General features: G+C 60.9%; 14 protein-coding genes. 3 read left to right on the top strand and 11 right to left on the bottom strand.

Annotation, left to right across the window (positions count from 1 at the left end; translation table 11 throughout):
* The first annotated feature begins 1 nt into the window (after nucleotide 1).
* Both ACEN83_RS19610 and ACEN83_RS19615 read left to right on the top strand, forming a co-directional pair.
* Nucleotides 2–1,180: a hypothetical protein gene (locus ACEN83_RS19610; protein WP_495578145.1), complete on the top strand. Its 1,179-nt coding sequence runs from the start codon at nucleotides 2–4 to the stop codon at nucleotides 1,178–1,180.
* Nucleotides 1,181–1,363: 183 nt separating this feature from the next.
* Nucleotides 1,364–2,230 carry a LysR substrate-binding domain-containing protein gene (locus ACEN83_RS19615; RefSeq protein WP_495578146.1) on the top strand — a complete coding sequence of 289 codons (867 nt, stop codon included), beginning with the start codon at nucleotides 1,364–1,366 and terminating at the stop codon, nucleotides 2,228–2,230.
* Between the two features lie 93 nt (nucleotides 2,231–2,323).
* Here ACEN83_RS19615 and ACEN83_RS19620 read toward each other — a convergent pair whose 3' ends face one another.
* The 7 genes from ACEN83_RS19620 to ACEN83_RS19650 all read right to left on the bottom strand — a co-directional run bounded on the left by ACEN83_RS19620 (nucleotide 2,324) and on the right by ACEN83_RS19650 (nucleotide 8,968).
* On the bottom strand, nucleotides 2,324–3,688 hold the full coding sequence (locus tag ACEN83_RS19620; RefSeq protein WP_495578147.1) for an MFS transporter: 1,365 nt from the start codon (nucleotides 3,686–3,688) through the stop codon (nucleotides 2,324–2,326).
* A 228-nt stretch (nucleotides 3,689–3,916) separates the two neighbouring features.
* Entirely contained in the window at nucleotides 3,917–5,350 is a 1,434-nt protein-coding gene (locus tag ACEN83_RS19625) for an NAD-dependent succinate-semialdehyde dehydrogenase (RefSeq protein ID WP_495578148.1), read from the bottom strand.
* On the bottom strand, nucleotides 5,347–6,381 hold the full coding sequence (locus ACEN83_RS19630) for an aldo/keto reductase (RefSeq protein WP_495578149.1): 1,035 nt from the start codon (nucleotides 6,379–6,381) through the stop codon (nucleotides 5,347–5,349). Before ACEN83_RS19630 ends, ACEN83_RS19625 begins: the two co-directional genes overlap by 4 nt.
* 10 nt (nucleotides 6,382–6,391) lie before the next feature.
* Nucleotides 6,392–6,904: a formaldehyde-activating enzyme gene (gene fae, locus ACEN83_RS19635; protein ID WP_495578150.1), complete on the bottom strand. Its 513-nt coding sequence runs from the start codon at nucleotides 6,902–6,904 to the stop codon at nucleotides 6,392–6,394.
* 359 nt (nucleotides 6,905–7,263) lie between these two features.
* Nucleotides 7,264–7,515, bottom strand: a complete 252-nt coding sequence (locus ACEN83_RS19640) for a pentapeptide MXKDX repeat protein (RefSeq protein WP_495578151.1) — start codon at nucleotides 7,513–7,515, stop codon at nucleotides 7,264–7,266.
* Nucleotides 7,516–7,568: 53 nt separating this feature from the next.
* On the bottom strand, nucleotides 7,569–8,354 hold the full coding sequence (locus tag ACEN83_RS19645) for a molybdopterin-dependent oxidoreductase (protein ID WP_218483664.1): 786 nt from the start codon (nucleotides 8,352–8,354) through the stop codon (nucleotides 7,569–7,571).
* On the bottom strand, nucleotides 8,351–8,968 hold the full coding sequence (locus ACEN83_RS19650; RefSeq protein WP_495578152.1) for a cytochrome b/b6 domain-containing protein: 618 nt from the start codon (nucleotides 8,966–8,968) through the stop codon (nucleotides 8,351–8,353). Before ACEN83_RS19650 ends, ACEN83_RS19645 begins: the two co-directional genes overlap by 4 nt.
* 271 nt (nucleotides 8,969–9,239) lie before the next feature.
* Here ACEN83_RS19650 and ACEN83_RS19655 point away from each other — a divergent pair, with 271 nt between their 5' ends.
* Nucleotides 9,240–10,181 carry a class I SAM-dependent methyltransferase gene (locus tag ACEN83_RS19655; protein WP_495578153.1) on the top strand — a complete coding sequence of 314 codons (942 nt, stop codon included), beginning with the start codon at nucleotides 9,240–9,242 and terminating at the stop codon, nucleotides 10,179–10,181.
* A 79-nt stretch (nucleotides 10,182–10,260) separates the two neighbouring features.
* Here ACEN83_RS19655 and ACEN83_RS19660 read toward each other — a convergent pair whose 3' ends face one another.
* From ACEN83_RS19660 to ACEN83_RS19675, 4 genes are all read right to left on the bottom strand, one after another.
* On the bottom strand, nucleotides 10,261–13,083 hold the full coding sequence (locus ACEN83_RS19660; protein ID WP_495578154.1) for an RHS repeat domain-containing protein: 2,823 nt from the start codon (nucleotides 13,081–13,083) through the stop codon (nucleotides 10,261–10,263).
* Between the two features lie 172 nt (nucleotides 13,084–13,255).
* Complete coding sequence (locus ACEN83_RS19665) at nucleotides 13,256–14,593, bottom strand: MFS transporter (RefSeq protein ID WP_495578155.1); 1,338 nt, start codon at nucleotides 14,591–14,593, stop codon at nucleotides 13,256–13,258.
* 37 nt (nucleotides 14,594–14,630) lie between these two features.
* The gene (locus tag ACEN83_RS19670; RefSeq protein WP_495578156.1) at nucleotides 14,631–15,707 is read right to left on the bottom strand and encodes a C45 family autoproteolytic acyltransferase/hydrolase; all 1,077 of its coding nucleotides are present in this window, start codon (nucleotides 15,705–15,707) and stop codon (nucleotides 14,631–14,633) included.
* Nucleotides 15,708–15,858: 151 nt separating this feature from the next.
* A complete protein-coding gene (locus tag ACEN83_RS19675) occupies nucleotides 15,859–17,586 on the bottom strand; it encodes an amidohydrolase (RefSeq protein WP_495578157.1) in 1,728 nt (575 codons plus the stop codon).
* Between the last annotated feature and the right edge of the window lie 64 nt (nucleotides 17,587–17,650).

Here is a 17,650-nt window from a genome sequence, read left to right on the forward strand (position 1 = left end):
CATGCCCTTCCCTGTGTCCCTGCGCTTCAGTCCTTTGTACCTCGCTCTACTCTGCACCTTTGCGGCCCCGGCCATGGCCGTGCAAGTCACCGACAACCTGGACCTCGGCGGCGCGGTGCGGGCCCGCTGGGACTACGACCCGGACCGCGACATCCAGAAATTCGGCCTCGACACCGTATTCCTCAGCGCCAAGTACAACTCCGACACCTGGATCGGTGAGGCCCAGTACCGTTTCTACGGCCGTTCCTATCCCTACCAGTACACCAGGAACTACGGCGACATCCAGTTCGCCAAGTACGCGTGGGCCGGCTACAAGTTCAACCCCGACCAGCAGGTGCAAGTGGGCCTGAACTCGGTGCCGTTCGGATTGCAGCCGTACTTCGGCAGCACCTTCTACGAAACCCTGGGCAACGTCATCGGCCTGGAAGACGTGCAGCAGGTCGGCGCCAAGTACATCCAGCAAAGCGGCGACTGGAACGTCCAGGCCGGTTACTACCTGCGTCCGGCCTGGCAAGGCAAAGGCACCAGCAACGGCGTCACCTACTCCAGCGTGGTGTCGGAAGCCGACAGCTACGTGACCGACGGCAGCGACAACCAGGAACGCCACACCGTGGTGCTGCGCGTGGCCAGGGCGCTGGACCTGGGGCCATGGAAATCCGAGGTCGGTCTTTCCGGCCTGACGTCGAGCATTCAAAACCGCGACACCGACAATGACGGCCGGCGCAATGCCGTCGCACTGCACTACCTGGGCAAGAACGGCCCCTGGGGCGTGCAGTTGCAGGCAGCGCGCCAGCAGATGTCTCCACGCAACCCCGGCACCGATGAACTGGTGACTTTCGGCGGTTACGACGGCACCTACAACGTCGCCAGCCGCGGCAACCTGTACGTGGCGGACCTCAGCTATGACGTGGCCGGCAAGTACCTGTTCGACCAGATCAGCGGGGTCAAGCTCTACGCCAACTACAGCGCCTTCGACAAATCCGCCGATGACTTCAAGACCTCCGAGCGGGCAATCCTCGGTACTTCGTTCTCGTTCAGCAAATTGTGGATCGCCACGGAATGGATCTTCGGCAAGAACGATCCGTACATTGGTGGCAGCAGCTACACCCAAAGCCTGGGGGCTGGCGGGACGGATCAGTGGGAAAACCAGTTGTACATGAACATCGGGTATTACTTCTAAGCGCTGAAAAGATCGCAGCCTGCGGCAGCTCCTACAGGGGTACGCAATCTCCTGTAGGAGCTGCCGCAGGCTGCGATCTTTTCGCTTCACCCACCAACACTTGCATCAATCCATCTCGAATAGTCAGATAGGCCGCAAATTCCAACAAAACAATAAACCTGCCCTTCGCGGAGTTCCCCTCCCATGCGTCAACTGCCCTCGCTCAACATGCTGCGCGTCTTCGAAGAGGTCGCGCGGCATCGCAGTTTCAGCCAGGCAGCCCTGGAACTGAACGTCACCCAGGGCGCCGTCAGCCGGCAGATCAAACAACTGGAAGACTACCTTGGCGTGGCGCTGTTCGTCCGCACGCCCCAGGGCCTGACCCTGACCGAAACCGGCACCGCCCTCTCCCCGCACCTGGCGCAAGCCTTCGACCACATCGAACGCGCCCTGCAAGCGGTGCGCGTGCCCAATCTGCGCCAACGCCTGCGCATCGTCGCACCGCCAACCTGGGCCACACGCTGGCTTTCCGCTCACCTGCGCGCCTTCGTTCAGCGCTACCCCGATATCAGTCTGAGCGTGACCAACCAGATGGGCCACGAGAGTCTTGCGGAAATCGACTGCCATATCCGCTTCGGCCTCGAAGCCGCCAGCCATTGCAGCAGTCGGTTGCTGGTGATGGAACGGCACATCGCCGTGGCCAGTCCGGAGTTGTTCAATGGCGAGCAGCCACCGGACCTGCGGCAGTTTCCATTGCTGCACATACTGCACGACGGCAAGCGCCTGAAGGTCTGGGAGAACTGGCTGGCGGCCGTGGGCCGGGACGACATCGATGCCGGGCAAGGGCTGGAATTCAGCACCCTGGACCAGGTGATCCACACCGCACTGGCGGGCGGCGGGCTGGCGGTGATCGACCGGCAGATGATCGAAAAGGAACTGGCCAATGGCAGCCTGGTGCCGATCACCCCGGTGGAAGTGGTCGGGCCCTATGGCTATTGGCTGGATGTGGCGAATGACAAGCAAGGCTTGTCGAAGGTGCGGTTGTTTACCGAGTGGCTGGGACTGGTGTAGGAGCTGCCGCAGGCTGCGATCTTTTGATCTTGATTTTTTAAAAACAAGATCAAAAGATCGCAGCCTGCGGCAGCTCCTACAGGGGTCAATCTGTCAGATGGGTGTTGCGGCTTTCACCGATACCACCACGCTCTCCTCCACCGGACTCTGCGCCTTGCACGCCTGGCTCAAGGTCAGCGACTTGGTCTCCGGTGCCCAGGCCCAGGACAGCAAGGCACCCAGCGCCAGAATCGCCGCGAGAATGCCCATGGTCGGGCTCAAGCCAATCCCCGCCACACTCACCGGCAACAGGAAAGTGCTGATCGCCGAACCCAGGCGACTCACCGCCGTGGCCAGGCCGATACCACTGGCGCGCACTTCGGTCGGGAAGCTCTCGGCCGGGAACACGCCCACCAGGTTGCTCACCGCCGACAGCACCAGGGTGAACACGCCGAACACCATCACCATCAGCCACGCCGCGCTGCCCGGCAATACCGCCAGCAGGAACAACGCCAGCGCCAGAATGATGAACGAGTTGATCAGGAACCCGCGTCGGGTGAACTTGATGGTGCACCAGATGCCGATCAGTGCGCCGAGGATCAGCAGCATGTTCAACATCAGTTCGGTGCCGAAGCCCTCGGCCAGGCCCATCTTCTGCAGGATCGACGGCAGGAAGGTGTAGATGGCGAAGTACGGCATCACGATGCACACGAAGAACAGGCAGTTGAACGCCGTGCGCTTGCGGTACTCACGACTGAACAGCACCGCGTAGCCGGAACGGGTTTCGCTGGACGGGGTTTCGTCGAGTTCGACGTGCTCGCCCAGGTGTTTCCTGACGATGGCCCTGGCCTCGGCGATGCGGCCCTGATTGACCAGCCAGCGCGGCGATTCCGGGGTGCCGATACGGGCGATCAGAATCATCGCCGCCGGGATCGCCGACGACGCCAGCATCCAGCGCCAGGCGTCGTCGCCGAGGCTGAGCATGGCGGTGCCGACGAAAGTCGCGGCGACATAGCCGAAGGTCCAGATCACGCTGAACGAGCCGAGCAACACACCGCGATGCTTCTTTGGCGAGAACTCGGCGAGCATGGCGTGGCCGACACTGAAGTCACCGCCCAGGCCGATGCCGATCAGCACCCGGCACAGGAACAGCGCCATGGCCGACTCGACATAGAACTGCATGACCGAGGCGAGGGTGATCAGCACGAAACTGACCAGGAAGATTTTCTGCCGGCCGACCTTGTCGGAAATCCAGCCGAAGAACAGGCTGCCGAGAAACAGGCCGATCAGGGCCGAAGCGCCGATCAGGCCCTGCCAGAATGCATCCAGCTGCATCTGCGGGCTCAGCAAGGTGAATGCGATACCGATCAGGCCGAGGATATAGCCGTCGGTGAAGTGTGCGCCAAACGTCAGGCCGGCAATCTTGATATGAAAGCGGCCGATGGGCAGGTCGTCGATTTTTACCGGTGTTACGGACATGTTCGCCTCCAGTTGTTGTTATTGATGGAGAAATGAAACCGTTAACGCTTGTTTCCCATTGTGGGAGCGAGCCTTTGTGGCGAGGGGGCTTGCCCCCGTTCGGCTGCGAAGCAGTCGTAAACCCGGAACATCCGATTGAATGCTGGAAATGCCGGGGGCGCTTCGCGGCCCAACGGGGGCAAGCCCCCTCGCCACAGGACCCGCTCCCACAGGGGGCCTGTCGTGGGGTTAGAGGCCACCCATCAACAGGTATTTGATTTCCAGGTAGTCATCCAGACCGTACTTCGAACCCTCGCGACCCAGGCCCGATTCCTTGATGCCGCCGAACGGCGCCACTTCCGTGGAAATGATTCCTTCGTTGATCCCGACCATGCCGGCTTCCAGGCCTTCGGCCATGCGCCAGACCCGGCCGATGTCGCGGCTGTAGAAGTAGGCGGATAAACCGAATGGCGTGTCGTTGGCCTTTTGCAGCACCTCGGCTTCATCCTTGAAACGGAAGCAGGCAGCCACCGGTCCGAAGGTTTCATCCTGGGCAATCAGCATGTCGCTGCTGGCTTCGGCAAGAATCGTCGGCTCGTAGAACGTACCGCCCAGGGCATGACGACGACCGCCGCACAGGACCCTGGCGCCCTTCTCCACCGCATCGCTCACGTGCAGCTCGACCTTGGCCAGTGCGGCGCCGTTGATCAGCGGGCCTTGTTCGGTTTCACCGTCCAACGCACTGCCGACGCGCATGGCTGCAACGGCTTCGGCGAATTTGCCGGAGAAGGCTTCGTACACGCCGTCCTGAATGAAGAAGCGGTTCACGCAAACGCAGGTCTGCCCGGTATTGCGGAACTTCGAAGCCATCGCGCCCTTGACCGCCGCGTCCAGATCGGCGTCGTCGAACACAATGAACGGCGCGTTGCCACCCAGTTCCAGCGAGACCTTTTTCAAAGTGTCGGCGGCCTGGCGCATCAGCAATTTGCCGGTGCGGGTCGAGCCGGTGAACGACAGCTTGCGCACGATGCTCGAGGCTTGCAGCGCGCCACCGATCGCCACGGCATCACCGGAAACGATGTTGAACACACCGGCCGGAATCCCGGCCTGCTCGGCCAGTACCGCCAGGGCAAAGGCCGACAGCGGAGTTTCTTCCGAGGGCTTGAGGATCATGGTGCAACCGGCGGCCAGCGCCGGACCGACCTTGCGGGTGACCATGGCCAGGGGGAAATTCCACGGTGTGATCGCCGCGACCACGCCTATGGCCTCCTTGACCACAATGATCCGCGCATCGGCCTTGTGGCTCGGGATCACGTCGCCGTAGGCACGCTTGGCTTCTTCAGCGAACCACTCCAGGAAGCTCGCGGCATAGACCACCTCGCCCATGGCTTCGGCCAATGGCTTGCCCTGTTCGCGGCTGAGCAGCGTGGCCAGTTCCTTCTGGTTGCCCAGCATCAAGTCGCTCCAGCGCTTGAGGCGCAGGCTGCGTTCCTTGGCGGTCAACTTGCGCCACGCCGGCAAGGCGCGGTTGGCCGCGTCGATGGCCAACCGGGTCTCTTCAGCGCCGGCCTTTTGCACCTCGGCGATCAGCTCGCCGTTGGCCGGGTTCAGCACCGGGTAAGTCTGCCCGCCGCTGGACCATTGGCCATCGATGAAATTGCCGTGACGAATCAATGCGTTCATGCCACGGCCTCGGTCAGGTTGAAGCGCGCAAGGCCCGGACGGGCGGTACGCAGGATGCGCTTGCCGGCGGTGTAATCGTTGATCACATCGCACGGGGTGTAGTTGCGTTCCAGCTCATGCAGCTCTTCGGCATCGAGTCTGGTCTCCAGGGCCGCCAGGGCACTGTCGAACTGCTCGGTGGTGTCGGCGCCGACCAGCATGCAATCCACGCCCGGGTGGTTGGCCACCCACGCCTGGGCGATTTGCGCGTTGGACACGCCGCGGGCACGGGCTACACGTTGCACCGAATGGGCGATTTCGAACGAGGCTTCGTCGCTGTACATCTGCTGGGTGAAGAAGTCCGTCTGGTTACGGGTCGACTGCGCGTCGCCGGTCAGCAGGCCACGGGCCAACGGGCTGAACACCGAGACGCCGAGGCCCTGGTCGCGGCAGAACGGAATCATCTCGCGCTCTTCCTCACGGTAGGCGCAGTTCAGTTGCAGTTGCATGTTGATCGGCTTGACCCAGCCATTGCGCTCGCAGGCCATGAGGATTTTTGCCAGTTGCCCGGTGAGCATGGTCGACACACCGATGTAGCGTGCCTTGCCGGAACGCACGATGTCGTTCATCGCGCTCATGGTTTCTTCGACCGGGGTGTTGACGTCGAAGTAGTGCAGCATGAAGACGTCGACGTAATCCATGTCCAGGCGTTTGAGCGAAGCATCGATGCTGTCCATGATGTGCTTGCGCGAGTGGCCGCTGGCGTTGATACCGCTGCGGGTGCCGTAGCCGACCTTGGTGGTGATCACCAGGTCTTCGCGCCGGGCCAGGCGCTTGACGATGCGCCCCACCACTTCCTCGCCGACACCGGCGGAATAGAAGTCCGCCAGGTCGATGAAGTTCACGCCGTGGTCCAGTGCGTGCTTGACGATCGGTTCGCTTTTCTTCTCATCGAAGATCCATGGTTTCCAATCCGGGGTGCCCATGTTCATGGTGCCCAGGCACAGGCGGGAGACTTCGAGGCCGGAGTTGCCCAAACGAATGTATTGCATGGCGCGGACCTCAGGCTTTCGGCGTGTAGAAAGGGTTGCTGATGTGATTGACCACATCCTTGAGCTGTGCGGTTTCCGGCTTGCCGGTCAGGGCGGCACGGATCGCGGTGCGGCAGGCGTTGTAGTTGTTCAGGTACACCGCATCGAGGTCGTCGCAGGCCGGGTTGACCCAGTTGGCGGTCACGATGGCCCACTCGTCCTCGGCTTCCGGCGGCAGGGTGCCGTCGAGCAGCGCTTCCAGAACGGCCTTGGCGATACCGGCCTGGGACGCGCCCCACGTCGCATTGCCGTGCAGGTCGCTGCCGATCGCGGCCTTGTTCACATACAGGGTCATCGGCTTGACCGGGATGTTCGGCTGGGCGATCACCATGAACGGGCAATGGCCCTGGCTTGGCGACGCCAGGCTGTTGGCGAACGCCTGCCCTGCCGGGCCGTTGCGCGGGCCGATCAGGATGTTGATGTGCGCGGCGTTCACGCCAGGGCCTTCGAAGCCTTCACCGATGTACAGGTCGAGATCTTTCATGAGTCGTTACTCTTCAGGGAGTTTTGGTTGATCAGCAGCGCACGCCAGCACGAGGCCGGGCGTGGCAGATGTCTGGGTTCGAAGAGCGCAGCAGATCGCTGGCGAAGACGCGGCAGTGATGATGAGTCATGGTTGCAAACGCTCTTTTTTGTTGTTGATGAGCTGGTTTGCGATTTTTTAACACCGGGGGTTGGCGGGGCTGTAACCATTAAAAGTCATGAGGGCATGACTTCAAGTCATACCCTGACAAAACCTGTAGGAGCTGCCGAAGGCTGCGATCTTTTGATCTTGATCTTTAAAATCAAAATCAAAAGATCGCAGCCTTCGGCAGCTCCTACTGGGCTTGGGGTTGCTTGTGCTTACTGCGACGTTTCCTTCTTCATGGTGTCTTTGGACATGGTGTCCTTTTTCATCGCGTCCTTGGACATGGCGTCTTTGGACATCGAATCGGTCTTCTTCATCGCATCTTTCTTCATCGCATCCTTGGACATGGCGTCCTTGGCCATCGAATCCTTGCTCATGCTGTCGTTGCTCATGGTGTCAGCTGCAAACACGGAGGCAGCGCCAACGGCCAGGCACATGGACAGTACAACGGTGGTCAACTTTTTCATGATGAAACTCCTTGGAGCGTGGGTTGTGGTTGTGTGCAATGCCCAGGCATCCGTCAGCTGCCACCGAACCAGTTGTAGCCCTGGTCTTCCCAGTAGCCGCCGCTGTAGGTGTTGCTGACGAAAATCGCCTGAATGTGTTTGGGGTTCTTGTAGCCAAGCTTGGTGGGCATGCGCAGCTTCATCGGGAAGCCGTATTCGCGCGGCAGCACCGTGCCGTCCCAGGTCAGCGCCAGCAGGGTTTGCGCGTGCAGCGCCGTGGCCATGTCGATGCTGGTGTAATAGTCGTCGGCGCATTTGAAGCCGACGTACTTGGCGTCGGTGTCGGCGCCGATGCGCTTGAGGAAATCGCTGAAGCGCACGCCGCCCCACCGTCCGATCGCGCTCCAGCCTTCGACGCATATGTGCCGGGTGATCTGCTCGGTCTGGGCCATGGCACGCAGTTCTTCGAGGCGCCAACTGCGCTTGTCGGCAACCAGGCCGCTGACCTCCAGGCGATAGCTCTCCTCCTCCACCGTCGGCGCCTCGTCGATGCCGTAAAAGGCATTGAAGGGAAACGGCCGGGTGATCATCGATTCTGGATAAGTCGGCGCCATGGCGTTGGGGTTGAACAGCCAGCCCTGTACCCGGTCGTTGAAGCGCGACATGGAGGACAGCGCGGTGTCGACGCTTTCGTTGTCGGTGATGTTGCAACCGGACAACATGGCCACGCCACCGAGGGTCAGGCCGCGCAACAGGAACGAGCGGCGCGAGCGGTCTTCGATTTGCGGGGCGAGGATCTTGCGGGCGTCGGTGAGGATCGAGGACTCGTCCAGCCCGGGGATCTGAATGCGCTTTTTCATGCTTGCTCCTTGCGGCCGACGATCATGGCCAACAGCGTTTTGGGCACCAGCGCGACCATCAGCAGATGCACCGCCACGAAGGCCACCAACAGCGCCATGGCGAAGAAATGCACACGGCGTGCGCCTTCGTAACCGAACATCAATTCACGCAGCAGCGGAAACTGCACCGACTTCCACAACACCAGCCCGGAGAGCACCAGCAGCGTGATGTCGACTATTACGAACAGGTAGGCGACGCGTTGCACCTGGTTGTAATGGCTGAGATCGGCGTGTGCGAGTTTTCCGCGCAAGGCGGCCCACAGGTCCTGCAGCACGCCCTTGGGCGAAACCGGGAAGAAGCGCCGCTTCAGGCGCCCGCTGAACAGGTTGAAGGCCAGGTAGATCAGGCCGTTGATCGCCAGAAACCACATCGCCGCGAAATGCCATTGCAGCGCGCCACCGAGCCAGCCGCCGAGGGTGATCGACTTGGGAAAGCTGAATTCGTAGATCGGCGAGGCGTTGTAGATGCGCCAGCCGCTGGTGACCATCACCAGCACCGCCAGGGCGTTGAGCCAGTGGGTCAGGCGTAGCCAGCGTGGATGACTGGCCTTGGGTGAAGCAGTTGACTGCGACATGTCCGGCTCCCGTGTGTTGTTGTTCGTTGGGGCCGAGTATGGGAGCAGGAAGATCGCCAAATCCTCACGTAAAGTTAAATTAAACGTGATAACTCGTACTCGATAACCTGTGGCAGAACCTGTGGGAGCGGGCTTGCTCGCGAAGGCGGTGTGTCAGTCGACATCTGTATTGCCTGACACACCGCCTTCGCGAGCAAGCCCGCTCCCACAGGATTTTCGCAATTATGGTTAAATGCCGCCCCTTTCCATGCCACCGACCCGACCCGACCCGATGAACCCTGAAGCCCTCGCAACCCTCGACCAGCACCTGCTGGCCGCCCTCGCAGCCGCCCCGGCCGAAACCCGCCGCCTGTTCCACGGCCGTGGCCGCTGCTGGCCGGGGCTGGAACAAGTGACCGTGGACTGGCTGCAGGGCGTAGTGCTGGTGGCGTTGTTCAAGGAGCCGGAGGCGGCGCAACTGGAAGACCTGAAACAGCGGCTGATGGCAATCACCCAGTCTGATCAGTGGGCGCAATCCGGCGCCCATACGCTGTTGCTGCAACATCGCTACCTGCTGCAAAGCACCACCGAATGGCTGCAGGGCGAAGTCATCGAAGAAATGACCATCACCGAGGGCGGCCTGAAATACCGGGTCGACCTGGGCCGCAAGCAGAACACCGGGCTGTTCCTCGACATGCGCTACGGCCGCGACTGGGTCCGCGCCCATGCACAGGGCAAGCGAGTGCTGAACCTGTTCGCCTACACCTGCGGCTTCTCGGTAGCGGCCATCGAAGGTGGCGCGAGTCACGTGGTCAACCTCGACATGTCCAGCCCGGCCCTGAGCCGTGGCCGCGACAACCACCGGCTCAACGGCCACGACCTGGGCAAGGTCACGTTCCTCGGCCACGACCTGTTCAAGTCCTGGGGCAAGGTGATCGGCAAGGGGCCGTACGACCTGGTGATCATCGACCCGCCGTCGTTCCAGAAAGGCAGTTTCTTGCTGACCAAGGATTACCAGCGTGTGCTGCGCCGCCTGCCGGAATTGCTCAGCCCTGAAGGCACGGTGTTGGCCTGCATGAACGACCCGGCGTTTGGCGCCGACTTCCTGATCGATGGCGTGACCCGTGAGGCGCCGGGGCTGCGGTTTGAGCAGCGGCTGGAGAATCCGCCGGAGTTTCCGGATGCGGATGTTGAGTGTGGGTTGAAGGCGTTGGTGTTCCAGTTGGAGAGATAACGAGGATGTCGCTTTATAGACACGGGCCACCCTCCCAACGCCAACCCGCTCCACACGAAACCTCAGCAGTTGGATAGACTCAACTTCTTAGCAAGCCATAGAGGAGTTGGCTGTCCGCAACTCTGGCCTGATTTAACCGGTGCAAGCTTATTGAAGCAAATGTAATACTGTCCGAGTTTTCGGATGCGATTTTCGCTCTAAGCCCCGGAGAAACATTAAAAAACGAGACTGCGTCTTCTAAATCCCCTTTAAATTCAATACCAGGATGCACATTTGAGACATATTCTCCGACTGCGAAAATAAAGCCCCTATGATCACGCGTAAACGCGTTAAGGTATTGCACAGTCAATCCTCCACCCATGATAACTTCTGATACGCCCCGCTGCGAAATATCATACTGTTCGACACGGCTACCCAACGCCCATTGCGCATGTTGATTCAAATAAAAATGATCTAAGGCATTCGGCCCAACAGCTACCATTCCACTTACTTTATTTAGATGCAAAAACTCATGACCCAATACTGCACGAAGCTCAATATTCCCCACAGGATTTAAATTTATAGCGACTCGACCATAAAAATCCCGTGCATGAACCCTGGCAGTAATTCTTTCATTAGCGCCACTAAAACCAACAAACTTTCCACTACCACGCGGACCATAGTACTCCCTGGCCAGTCCTTCTCCTCGCTTCATGGATTCCAAGACTTTACTCATTACCGAACTGTATTCCGGGCCAAAGTAACCTTGCAAAATATCTGCATTTTCCATATAGCCTGCGCGCACAGCCTCTTGCGCTTCTGAAAAAAAACTTACCACTGCAGAAATCTCTGACCTAATGTAGTTCGATTGTGCTGATGAAAATTGATGAAGGCCACGCGCGACAATTACAGAGCCACTCGGAATAATTTCTTTTTCAACCTGATCATTTTCACCAGGATAATATCGTCCGTCCACATCGCCAACACCGACACCCTTGTTTGAAACGAAACAAAAAATATTGAGCCCATTAACGGGACCCGCTGGATCCGGACTTATCCAGCGCTGCAACCACGGGGCGTAGTACCGATAACCGTAGTAATAAAGCCCCGTCGCATCCCGCTCTTTTCCCGAATAACGAAGGGTTTTGTACTGCGCCACCAACGCACTTTTCCCCGCCCAACACGCCGTGCCACCAAAGGGGTAATAGTGTTCCCGGGTCAGCACGCCTGCTTCGTCGTCCAGTTCCAGGGTGCTGGAGCCGAGGTGATCACTGAGGCTGTAACGCAGTTGGTCACTGTGCTCACCCTGGAGCCAGTGCAATGCCCGCACGTTGCTGCGTCCGGCTTCGATGCTGATGACGTGATGTTCTTCACCATCGGCCTGGCGATGGATTTCCAGATTGGGGAGGTAACGGACCTCGGTGCGCAGGGTGCGACCGCTGCTTTGGGTGAATCCGACTTTGCGCAAGCGATGGCCGGGGCGGTCGTAGCGGTAGCTTTCGTAGTCGTCGGGCTCGGTTTCGCGTTGGACCAGCGTGACGCGGCTCAACTGATTACGGATATCCCAGTCCATGGCTTGGCCGCGCTGCAGCTCCCGTTGATTGCCACAGGCATCGAAACCCAATGCAATATCACCCTCTCCCGGCAGGGAACCGTCGCCGCGTTGCGCGAGGCTTCGATTACTCAGCGCCGAGGTGAACATCGAAAACCTCGGCGTATCACTGTGCTGGCGAGTGATCAAATTCCCGCCTCGGTCGTACTCGAAGCGTTGCGTGTAATTACGCCGCTGGTTGGGGTCCAGCGGCGTAGGCAGCAGTACTGGCAGGGCCGGGCCATGGCTCGGCTGGCTGACCTCCCAGCCCTGGGCTTCGACCAGTTGATACAGGCTGTCGTAGCGGTAGCGGTTGATCGGGTCGATACGCTGGTTGTTGAAATGGGTCACCGGTTGGGCCAGGTCTTGCAGTTCGACGATGTTGCCCACCGGATCATAGACATAGTTGAGATCCTGCAACGACTTTTGATTGCCGAGCGCGGCCTGCAACCTGAGCAAGCGACCGTCATCCGTGGCGTATTCGACACGGGTCACCACGCCATTGCCGGCAGTTTCGCTTTCGACCTGATCGAGGGCGTTGTAGCGGATGGCGCTGACCAATCGTTTTGGCGGCTTCCCCTCCCCGGCCATTTTCAACCAGGCCTCATTCGGTTTGCCCGCGAGGTCGTAACCGAAAGTGCGCAGATTGCCCATGGCGTCGGTCTGATGCCGTAGGTCGCCCGTGGGATTGAAGGTGTGCCGGGTGATGAACGGGCGGGTTTCCAGCAACTCATCGCGGGCCTCGGGTTCGAGAGGCCAATCAAGGATTTCAAGGTCGGCGAGAAAGCTCCGCTCTTCCTGCAACACCCCTGCAGCCATTCCATACTCGGGATAGATCTGACTGCCGGCCGGGTCGTCATGCCGGATCAACTGCCCGCACTGGTTGTGCTCGGCGAAACCAGGACCGGAATCTCCGTAGGTCAAGCGCTCGACCACGCGCGCAGTCTCTCCTACCGCCTGCTCCACCACCGCGAGAGGACGCCGCTGAGGGTCATATTCAATGTGCCGCTGACTACCGCGCGCATCCCAGAACGAACAGGGCGAACCCGCCTGATCGAGCAAGCTCAACTGCCATCCGCCATCGACGCTGTCTGTCAGCAACGGCTGACCACTCAAGCCGTAGACCGTGGTCAGGTTCGGCTTCGAGGTGCCCCACAACCGTGGGTCCCAGGACTCGATCAAGCGCCCCGCCGCATCGAAACCTTGCCGGGTGATGCGCGGATCAATCCCGGCGCTGTCGGGATGCCGACAGTAACCCACGCTGCGAATCGCCAGGGCGCGGGGATCGATGACCGACAGCGTCGGTGTCGCAGCGTGGTGGTGAGCGTTCACGGCATCGTCTGTCCTTCGCTCGGATCGCGGACAGCGTGAGCCTTTTTTGCGCGGGCCGATACTGTAAGAAGTAACAGGTCGGTGATTCTGCTTGCAGGAGCTGGCTTGCCAGCGATGACGTCATTGCATTCACCACCGCCATCGCCAGCAAGCCGGCGCCTACGGACTCTGATTACCCCATCTTTATCTGCACGCCACGCGGCACCGACGCCCCACTGTCCTCATCGATCTGCGCCATGCTCAAGTGCGCGGTTTCCTTGAGGAACAACGAGCAGACCGCAACGATGGCCAACGCCAGCGTGCCGTAGATCGCAACACCGAACGGATTGTGATCGGTGGCAATCAGGATTGCCGTGGCTACGCTCGACGCGGTTCCCCCGCCCAGTGCCGCGCCGATCTGGTAGGCGGCGGACATTCCCGAATAGCGCATGTCCCTGGGGAATTGTTCGGCCAGGAACGCCGGGATAGGTCCTTGTGTGGCGCCCATGAAGGCACCGACGGCGATATACGCCAGGGTCGAAATCAGCAGGCTTTTCAGACCGACCAGCGCAAAGAACCCGAAGAACCCCAACGCCATGATGATCGCCCCCAGCACCATCACCTTGCGGCGGCCGATCCGGTCGGAGAGCAAGGCGAACAGCGGTGCGGTGATGACGATGGCCACCGACAGCGAAAAATCGAAGATCAGTGCATCGGTGCTGCCGTAACCGATCTGCGTGGCGTACGACAAAAAGAACGTGCTGCCGATGTAGGCAATGGTCACGTAGCCAAACGCGATCCCGGTGCACAGCAGCATTTCCTTCGGCCGTGCCCGCAGTGCCGCGATCAGTGGCATACGCACCGGCGTCTTGTGTTCGACGCGCTGTTCAACTGGTTTTTGCAGCCGCGCATAGAGCCCGATCAACACCAGCACACCGCCCAGCCAGAAGGGAATGCGCCAGGCGAAATCGGCGAGATTATCGTTGGAGGCGACACTGACAATGCCGAACACTGCCGCGCCGAGGATGCCGCCGATGCCGATCCCCATGCTGGTGAAACTGCCCCACAACCCTCGTCGACCGGGCGGCGCCGACTCGATGCCGAACAGCGCCGCCCCGCCCCACTCACCACCGGCGGCGAAGCCTTGTATCAAGCGCAACAACACCAGCAGTGCCGGTGCGGCCAGGCCGATTGACGAATAGCCCGGCAGGCAGCCGATCAGCAAGGTACTCAAGCCCATCAGCAACAGGGTGATCACCAGCATTTTCTGCCGGCCGATCCTGTCGCCGTAGTGCCCGAACACCATGCCACCCAGCGGCCGGGCAAAAAAGCCCGCACCAAAGGCGCCGAAGGCAAACAGCGTGGCGGTGAGCGGGTCCATCTGCGGGAAGAACACCTTGGGAAACACCAGCGCCGCCGCCGTGCCGTAGATGACGAAGTCATAGAACTCCAGCGCGGTGCCCATGCCGGAGACGAAGAAGGTTCTGAGGGCGGACTGCGAACCCGCCGGGGAATGACCGTAACTAGCCATATCGAGTGCTCTTTTTGTTGTTATGGAGGACGTCGTTTCAGAAGCGCTGGAAGCCGTAGCGGGCCAGCAGCATCGGGTTGCCGGCGGCGTATTCGAGGACCGCGTTTTCGCTGTCGATGCCGAGGGTCAGCAGGGTTTCCCAGCGCTCGGTAGCCGGCATGCTCAGGTCCGGATGGAAACAGATCGGCGCCTCGTCGCCGGCGTCACCGCACATGGCCGCTGCCCGGCGATTCAAGTCGCCATGGATCATCTCGACCCGCGCCGCGTTGACATGGGCCAGGCGTGCGTAGGTGGTCGATGCATCCGGCGTTCGCTCGCCAAGGCTCAGCACCGGGTCAAGGAAGTGATTGGTGTGGGTGATCCAACCGTCTTCGCTGGGCAGGACCACAGCGGTGCCGGCGGCGGACATTTCAATGCTCGCCGCCCGTGGCGCCGTATCATGGTTCGAGAACACGGTCAGGACGGTCGACGCACTGACCCGTGCCGACCGCGCCAGGGCAATGGCCTCTTCAACGCTGGTCGCCTCCTCCAGGATCCGTCGGGCAATGGCGTGCACCGGCACGCCGGCTACCGCGTTGTCGCTGGCGTGGTGGAGGATGTTGAAGTGCAGCCCGAGGCCGGCGCTGTTCACGCCGATTTTTCCCAGCATGCCGAACTCGGTGAACAGCTTGACGGTCATGCCGGAAGGGTTTGTCAGTTGCAGCAGCATGCCGTGGGGCACCAGCGAATCGTGCCAGTCCCAGGTCTGGATGGTTTTGGGCGCATCGCCCCCCGCCGGCGCGAAGACCGCCGTGGAGCATTCGCCCTCGAGAGAGGCAGGCATCACCGCGAGGATTTCCGTGCGGGCGTTCAGGCTCGCCAGTTGCCACAGGGGAATCCCGGCGCCTTCGGCCGTGGCTCGCAGTTCCTGGGCCAGGCTCGGGCTCCAGTCGGTGAGTGCTTGCAGGCTGGCTTCGCCCAGGGCGCGCACCTGCTCGGGTGCCACGCCCACCTGATTGAAAAAGTCGAGATAGAGCGCCACCGTCTGGCCGATTTGCGCCGCCCAGGTTTCGCCGATTTGCTGGCCTCGGATCTGTGGGCTGTGGGTGTCGGTGACGAAGCAATGCAGTTTCACGAGCGGTGTTCCTTTTTTGCGTGGGTAATCAACCTGTGGGAGCGAGCTTGCTCGCGATGGGGCCAGCACATTCAACATGGATGTCGACTGACCCACCGTCATCGCGAGCAAGCTCGCTCCCACAGGGTTTGTGTGTTCTGGTGGATCGGGTTCAGGGTTTAAGGGCAAAAATCTCGCGGCCGGCGAACCAGGACTGCAGTACTTGGGTATCGCGCAGGGCCTCGGGCTTGACGGTGAAGACATCCCGGTCGAGGACGATCATGTCGGCCTGCTTGCCCGGCTTGAGCGAACCGATCTGTTCTTCAAGGCGCAAGGTCCGGGCGGCGTTGAGGGTGTAGGCCTGGAACATGGTCTGGCGGTCGATGTCTTCGGCGGCGTTGAGCACGCCTTTGGGGCCGGTGCGGCTGACTGCCTGGTAGATCGCCTTCCACGGATCCGGCGTGGTGATCGGCCAGTCGCTGGCGCCGGCAATGGTCGCGCCGTGCTTGAGCAGCGAGCGGGCCGGGTACGAATACAGGAAGGCCATGGCGCTGACATAGGGCTTGACCAGGTCCATGCTCGACTCATCGGCCATGGCCCAATACAGCTGCATCGAGGCAATCACGTTGAGGGGTTTGAACCGGGCGAATTCCTTCGGGTTGACCATTTGCAGGTGTGTGATGGAGTGGGGAATCCCGCTTTGTCGATCCTTGCGCGCCTGTTCGATGCCGTTGAGCGATTCACGCACCGCGCGGTCGCCAATCGCGTGGATGTGCACCAGCCAGCCACGGGCGTCGGCAGCGCTGACCAGTTCGCCGAAGTGCGCCGGGTCGATCAGCAATTCGCCGGATTTTTTCGAGTTCCTGTAGGGCTCCAGCATGGCGGCGCTTTGCGCCGGGACTTCCGCCACGCCGTCGGCAAACACCTTGATCCCCGGCAGGGTCAGGTTGGGCACGCCGAGAAACTGCTGGCGGACCTTGTCCAGTTCATCGAGATCGGCCGGTGTGGCTTTCGAATCGGCCATCAGCAATGCGGCCACATGCGCGGTCAGCTCGCCGCGTTCGGCCAGTGCCTTGTAGATCGGCAACACCCCCAGCGACTGATTGTTCACATCGCCGCCGGGAATTTCATTGGCGATGGGGTCCATCCAACCGGTGATGCCCAGGCTTTTGTAATAGTCGAGCGCTGCACGCGCGCCCGCCATCAATTCCTCGGTGGTCGGCGGTGGCAGCAGGGCCTGCACCGGATACAGTCCGGCGTCGACCAGGAAGCCATTGGGCCGTCCATCGTCGTGATGCCCGATCGTGGCCTGCTCTTCGTCCTTCAACGCCTTGACCCGCGCGGCATCCACACCGGCACGCTGGAGCATCGCCCGGTTGGCCCATCCCGTGTGCAGGTCCCAGCCCAGAAAGAGAATCGGCGTGTCTGCCCATTCGCCCTGATTGAAGCGCTGCTCAAGCGCCTCGATCTGGCTCCAGTAAATCGATGGCAAACCGCCGACGCTGAGGATGTCACCGCGTTTGGCCTTGCCGTCTTCGCGCCACTGACGCAGGCGTTTTTCCAGTTCGTCCAGCGCCAGCAACTCGCCGTCCAGATTGGCCTGACGCAATTGCAGGCCGCCCTTCACCGTGTGCGAGTGCGAGTCGATAAACCCTGGCATCAGCACCTTGCCGCCCAGGTCGACAATGCGCGTGCCCGGCTGTTTGAGCCGTAGCACCTGGGCATCGGAACCCACCGCCGAGACCTTGCCATTTTCGACCGCGACGGCCTGCTGCAAGGGCTGGCCGGGTTCGGCGGTGTACACCCTGGCGTTGTGCAGAATGAGATCGACAGCGGCCATACTTTCCATCGAGGAACAGGCCAGGACGAGTGACGCGGCCAGGGTCAGAATCTGTTTCATGGGTGGCTCTTTATTTTTGTTGGGCTGTAGCCAAGACTATCCAAGCCGAATCGAGAACTGAATG

This window comes from Pseudomonas sp. Pseusp49 (assembly GCF_059491875.1).

Excerpts from the sequence above, each read along its gene's own strand:
- ACEN83_RS19630 (WP_495578149.1), bottom strand. The coding sequence starts at position 6,381 with ATGCAATACATTCGTTTGGGCAACTCCGGCCTCGAAGTCTCCCGCCTG.
- ACEN83_RS19665 (WP_495578155.1), bottom strand. The coding sequence starts at position 14,593 with ATGGCTAGTTACGGTCATTCCCCGGCGGGTTCGCAGTCCGCCCTCAGA.
- ACEN83_RS19650 (WP_495578152.1), bottom strand. The coding sequence starts at position 8,968 with ATGTCGCAGTCAACTGCTTCACCCAAGGCCAGTCATCCACGCTGGCTA.
- ACEN83_RS19610 (WP_495578145.1), top strand. The coding sequence starts at position 2 with ATGCCCTTCCCTGTGTCCCTGCGCTTCAGTCCTTTGTACCTCGCTCTA.
- ACEN83_RS19645 (WP_218483664.1), bottom strand. The coding sequence starts at position 8,354 with ATGAAAAAGCGCATTCAGATCCCCGGGCTGGACGAGTCCTCGATCCTC.
- ACEN83_RS19655 (WP_495578153.1), top strand. The coding sequence starts at position 9,240 with ATGAACCCTGAAGCCCTCGCAACCCTCGACCAGCACCTGCTGGCCGCC.
- ACEN83_RS19615 (WP_495578146.1), top strand. The coding sequence starts at position 1,364 with ATGCGTCAACTGCCCTCGCTCAACATGCTGCGCGTCTTCGAAGAGGTC.
- ACEN83_RS19620 (WP_495578147.1), bottom strand. The coding sequence starts at position 3,688 with ATGTCCGTAACACCGGTAAAAATCGACGACCTGCCCATCGGCCGCTTT.
- fae (WP_495578150.1), bottom strand. The coding sequence starts at position 6,904 with ATGAAAGATCTCGACCTGTACATCGGTGAAGGCTTCGAAGGCCCTGGC.
- ACEN83_RS19675 (WP_495578157.1), bottom strand. The coding sequence starts at position 17,586 with ATGAAACAGATTCTGACCCTGGCCGCGTCACTCGTCCTGGCCTGTTCC.
- ACEN83_RS19640 (WP_495578151.1), bottom strand. The coding sequence starts at position 7,515 with ATGAAAAAGTTGACCACCGTTGTACTGTCCATGTGCCTGGCCGTTGGC.
- ACEN83_RS19625 (WP_495578148.1), bottom strand. The coding sequence starts at position 5,350 with ATGAACGCATTGATTCGTCACGGCAATTTCATCGATGGCCAATGGTCC.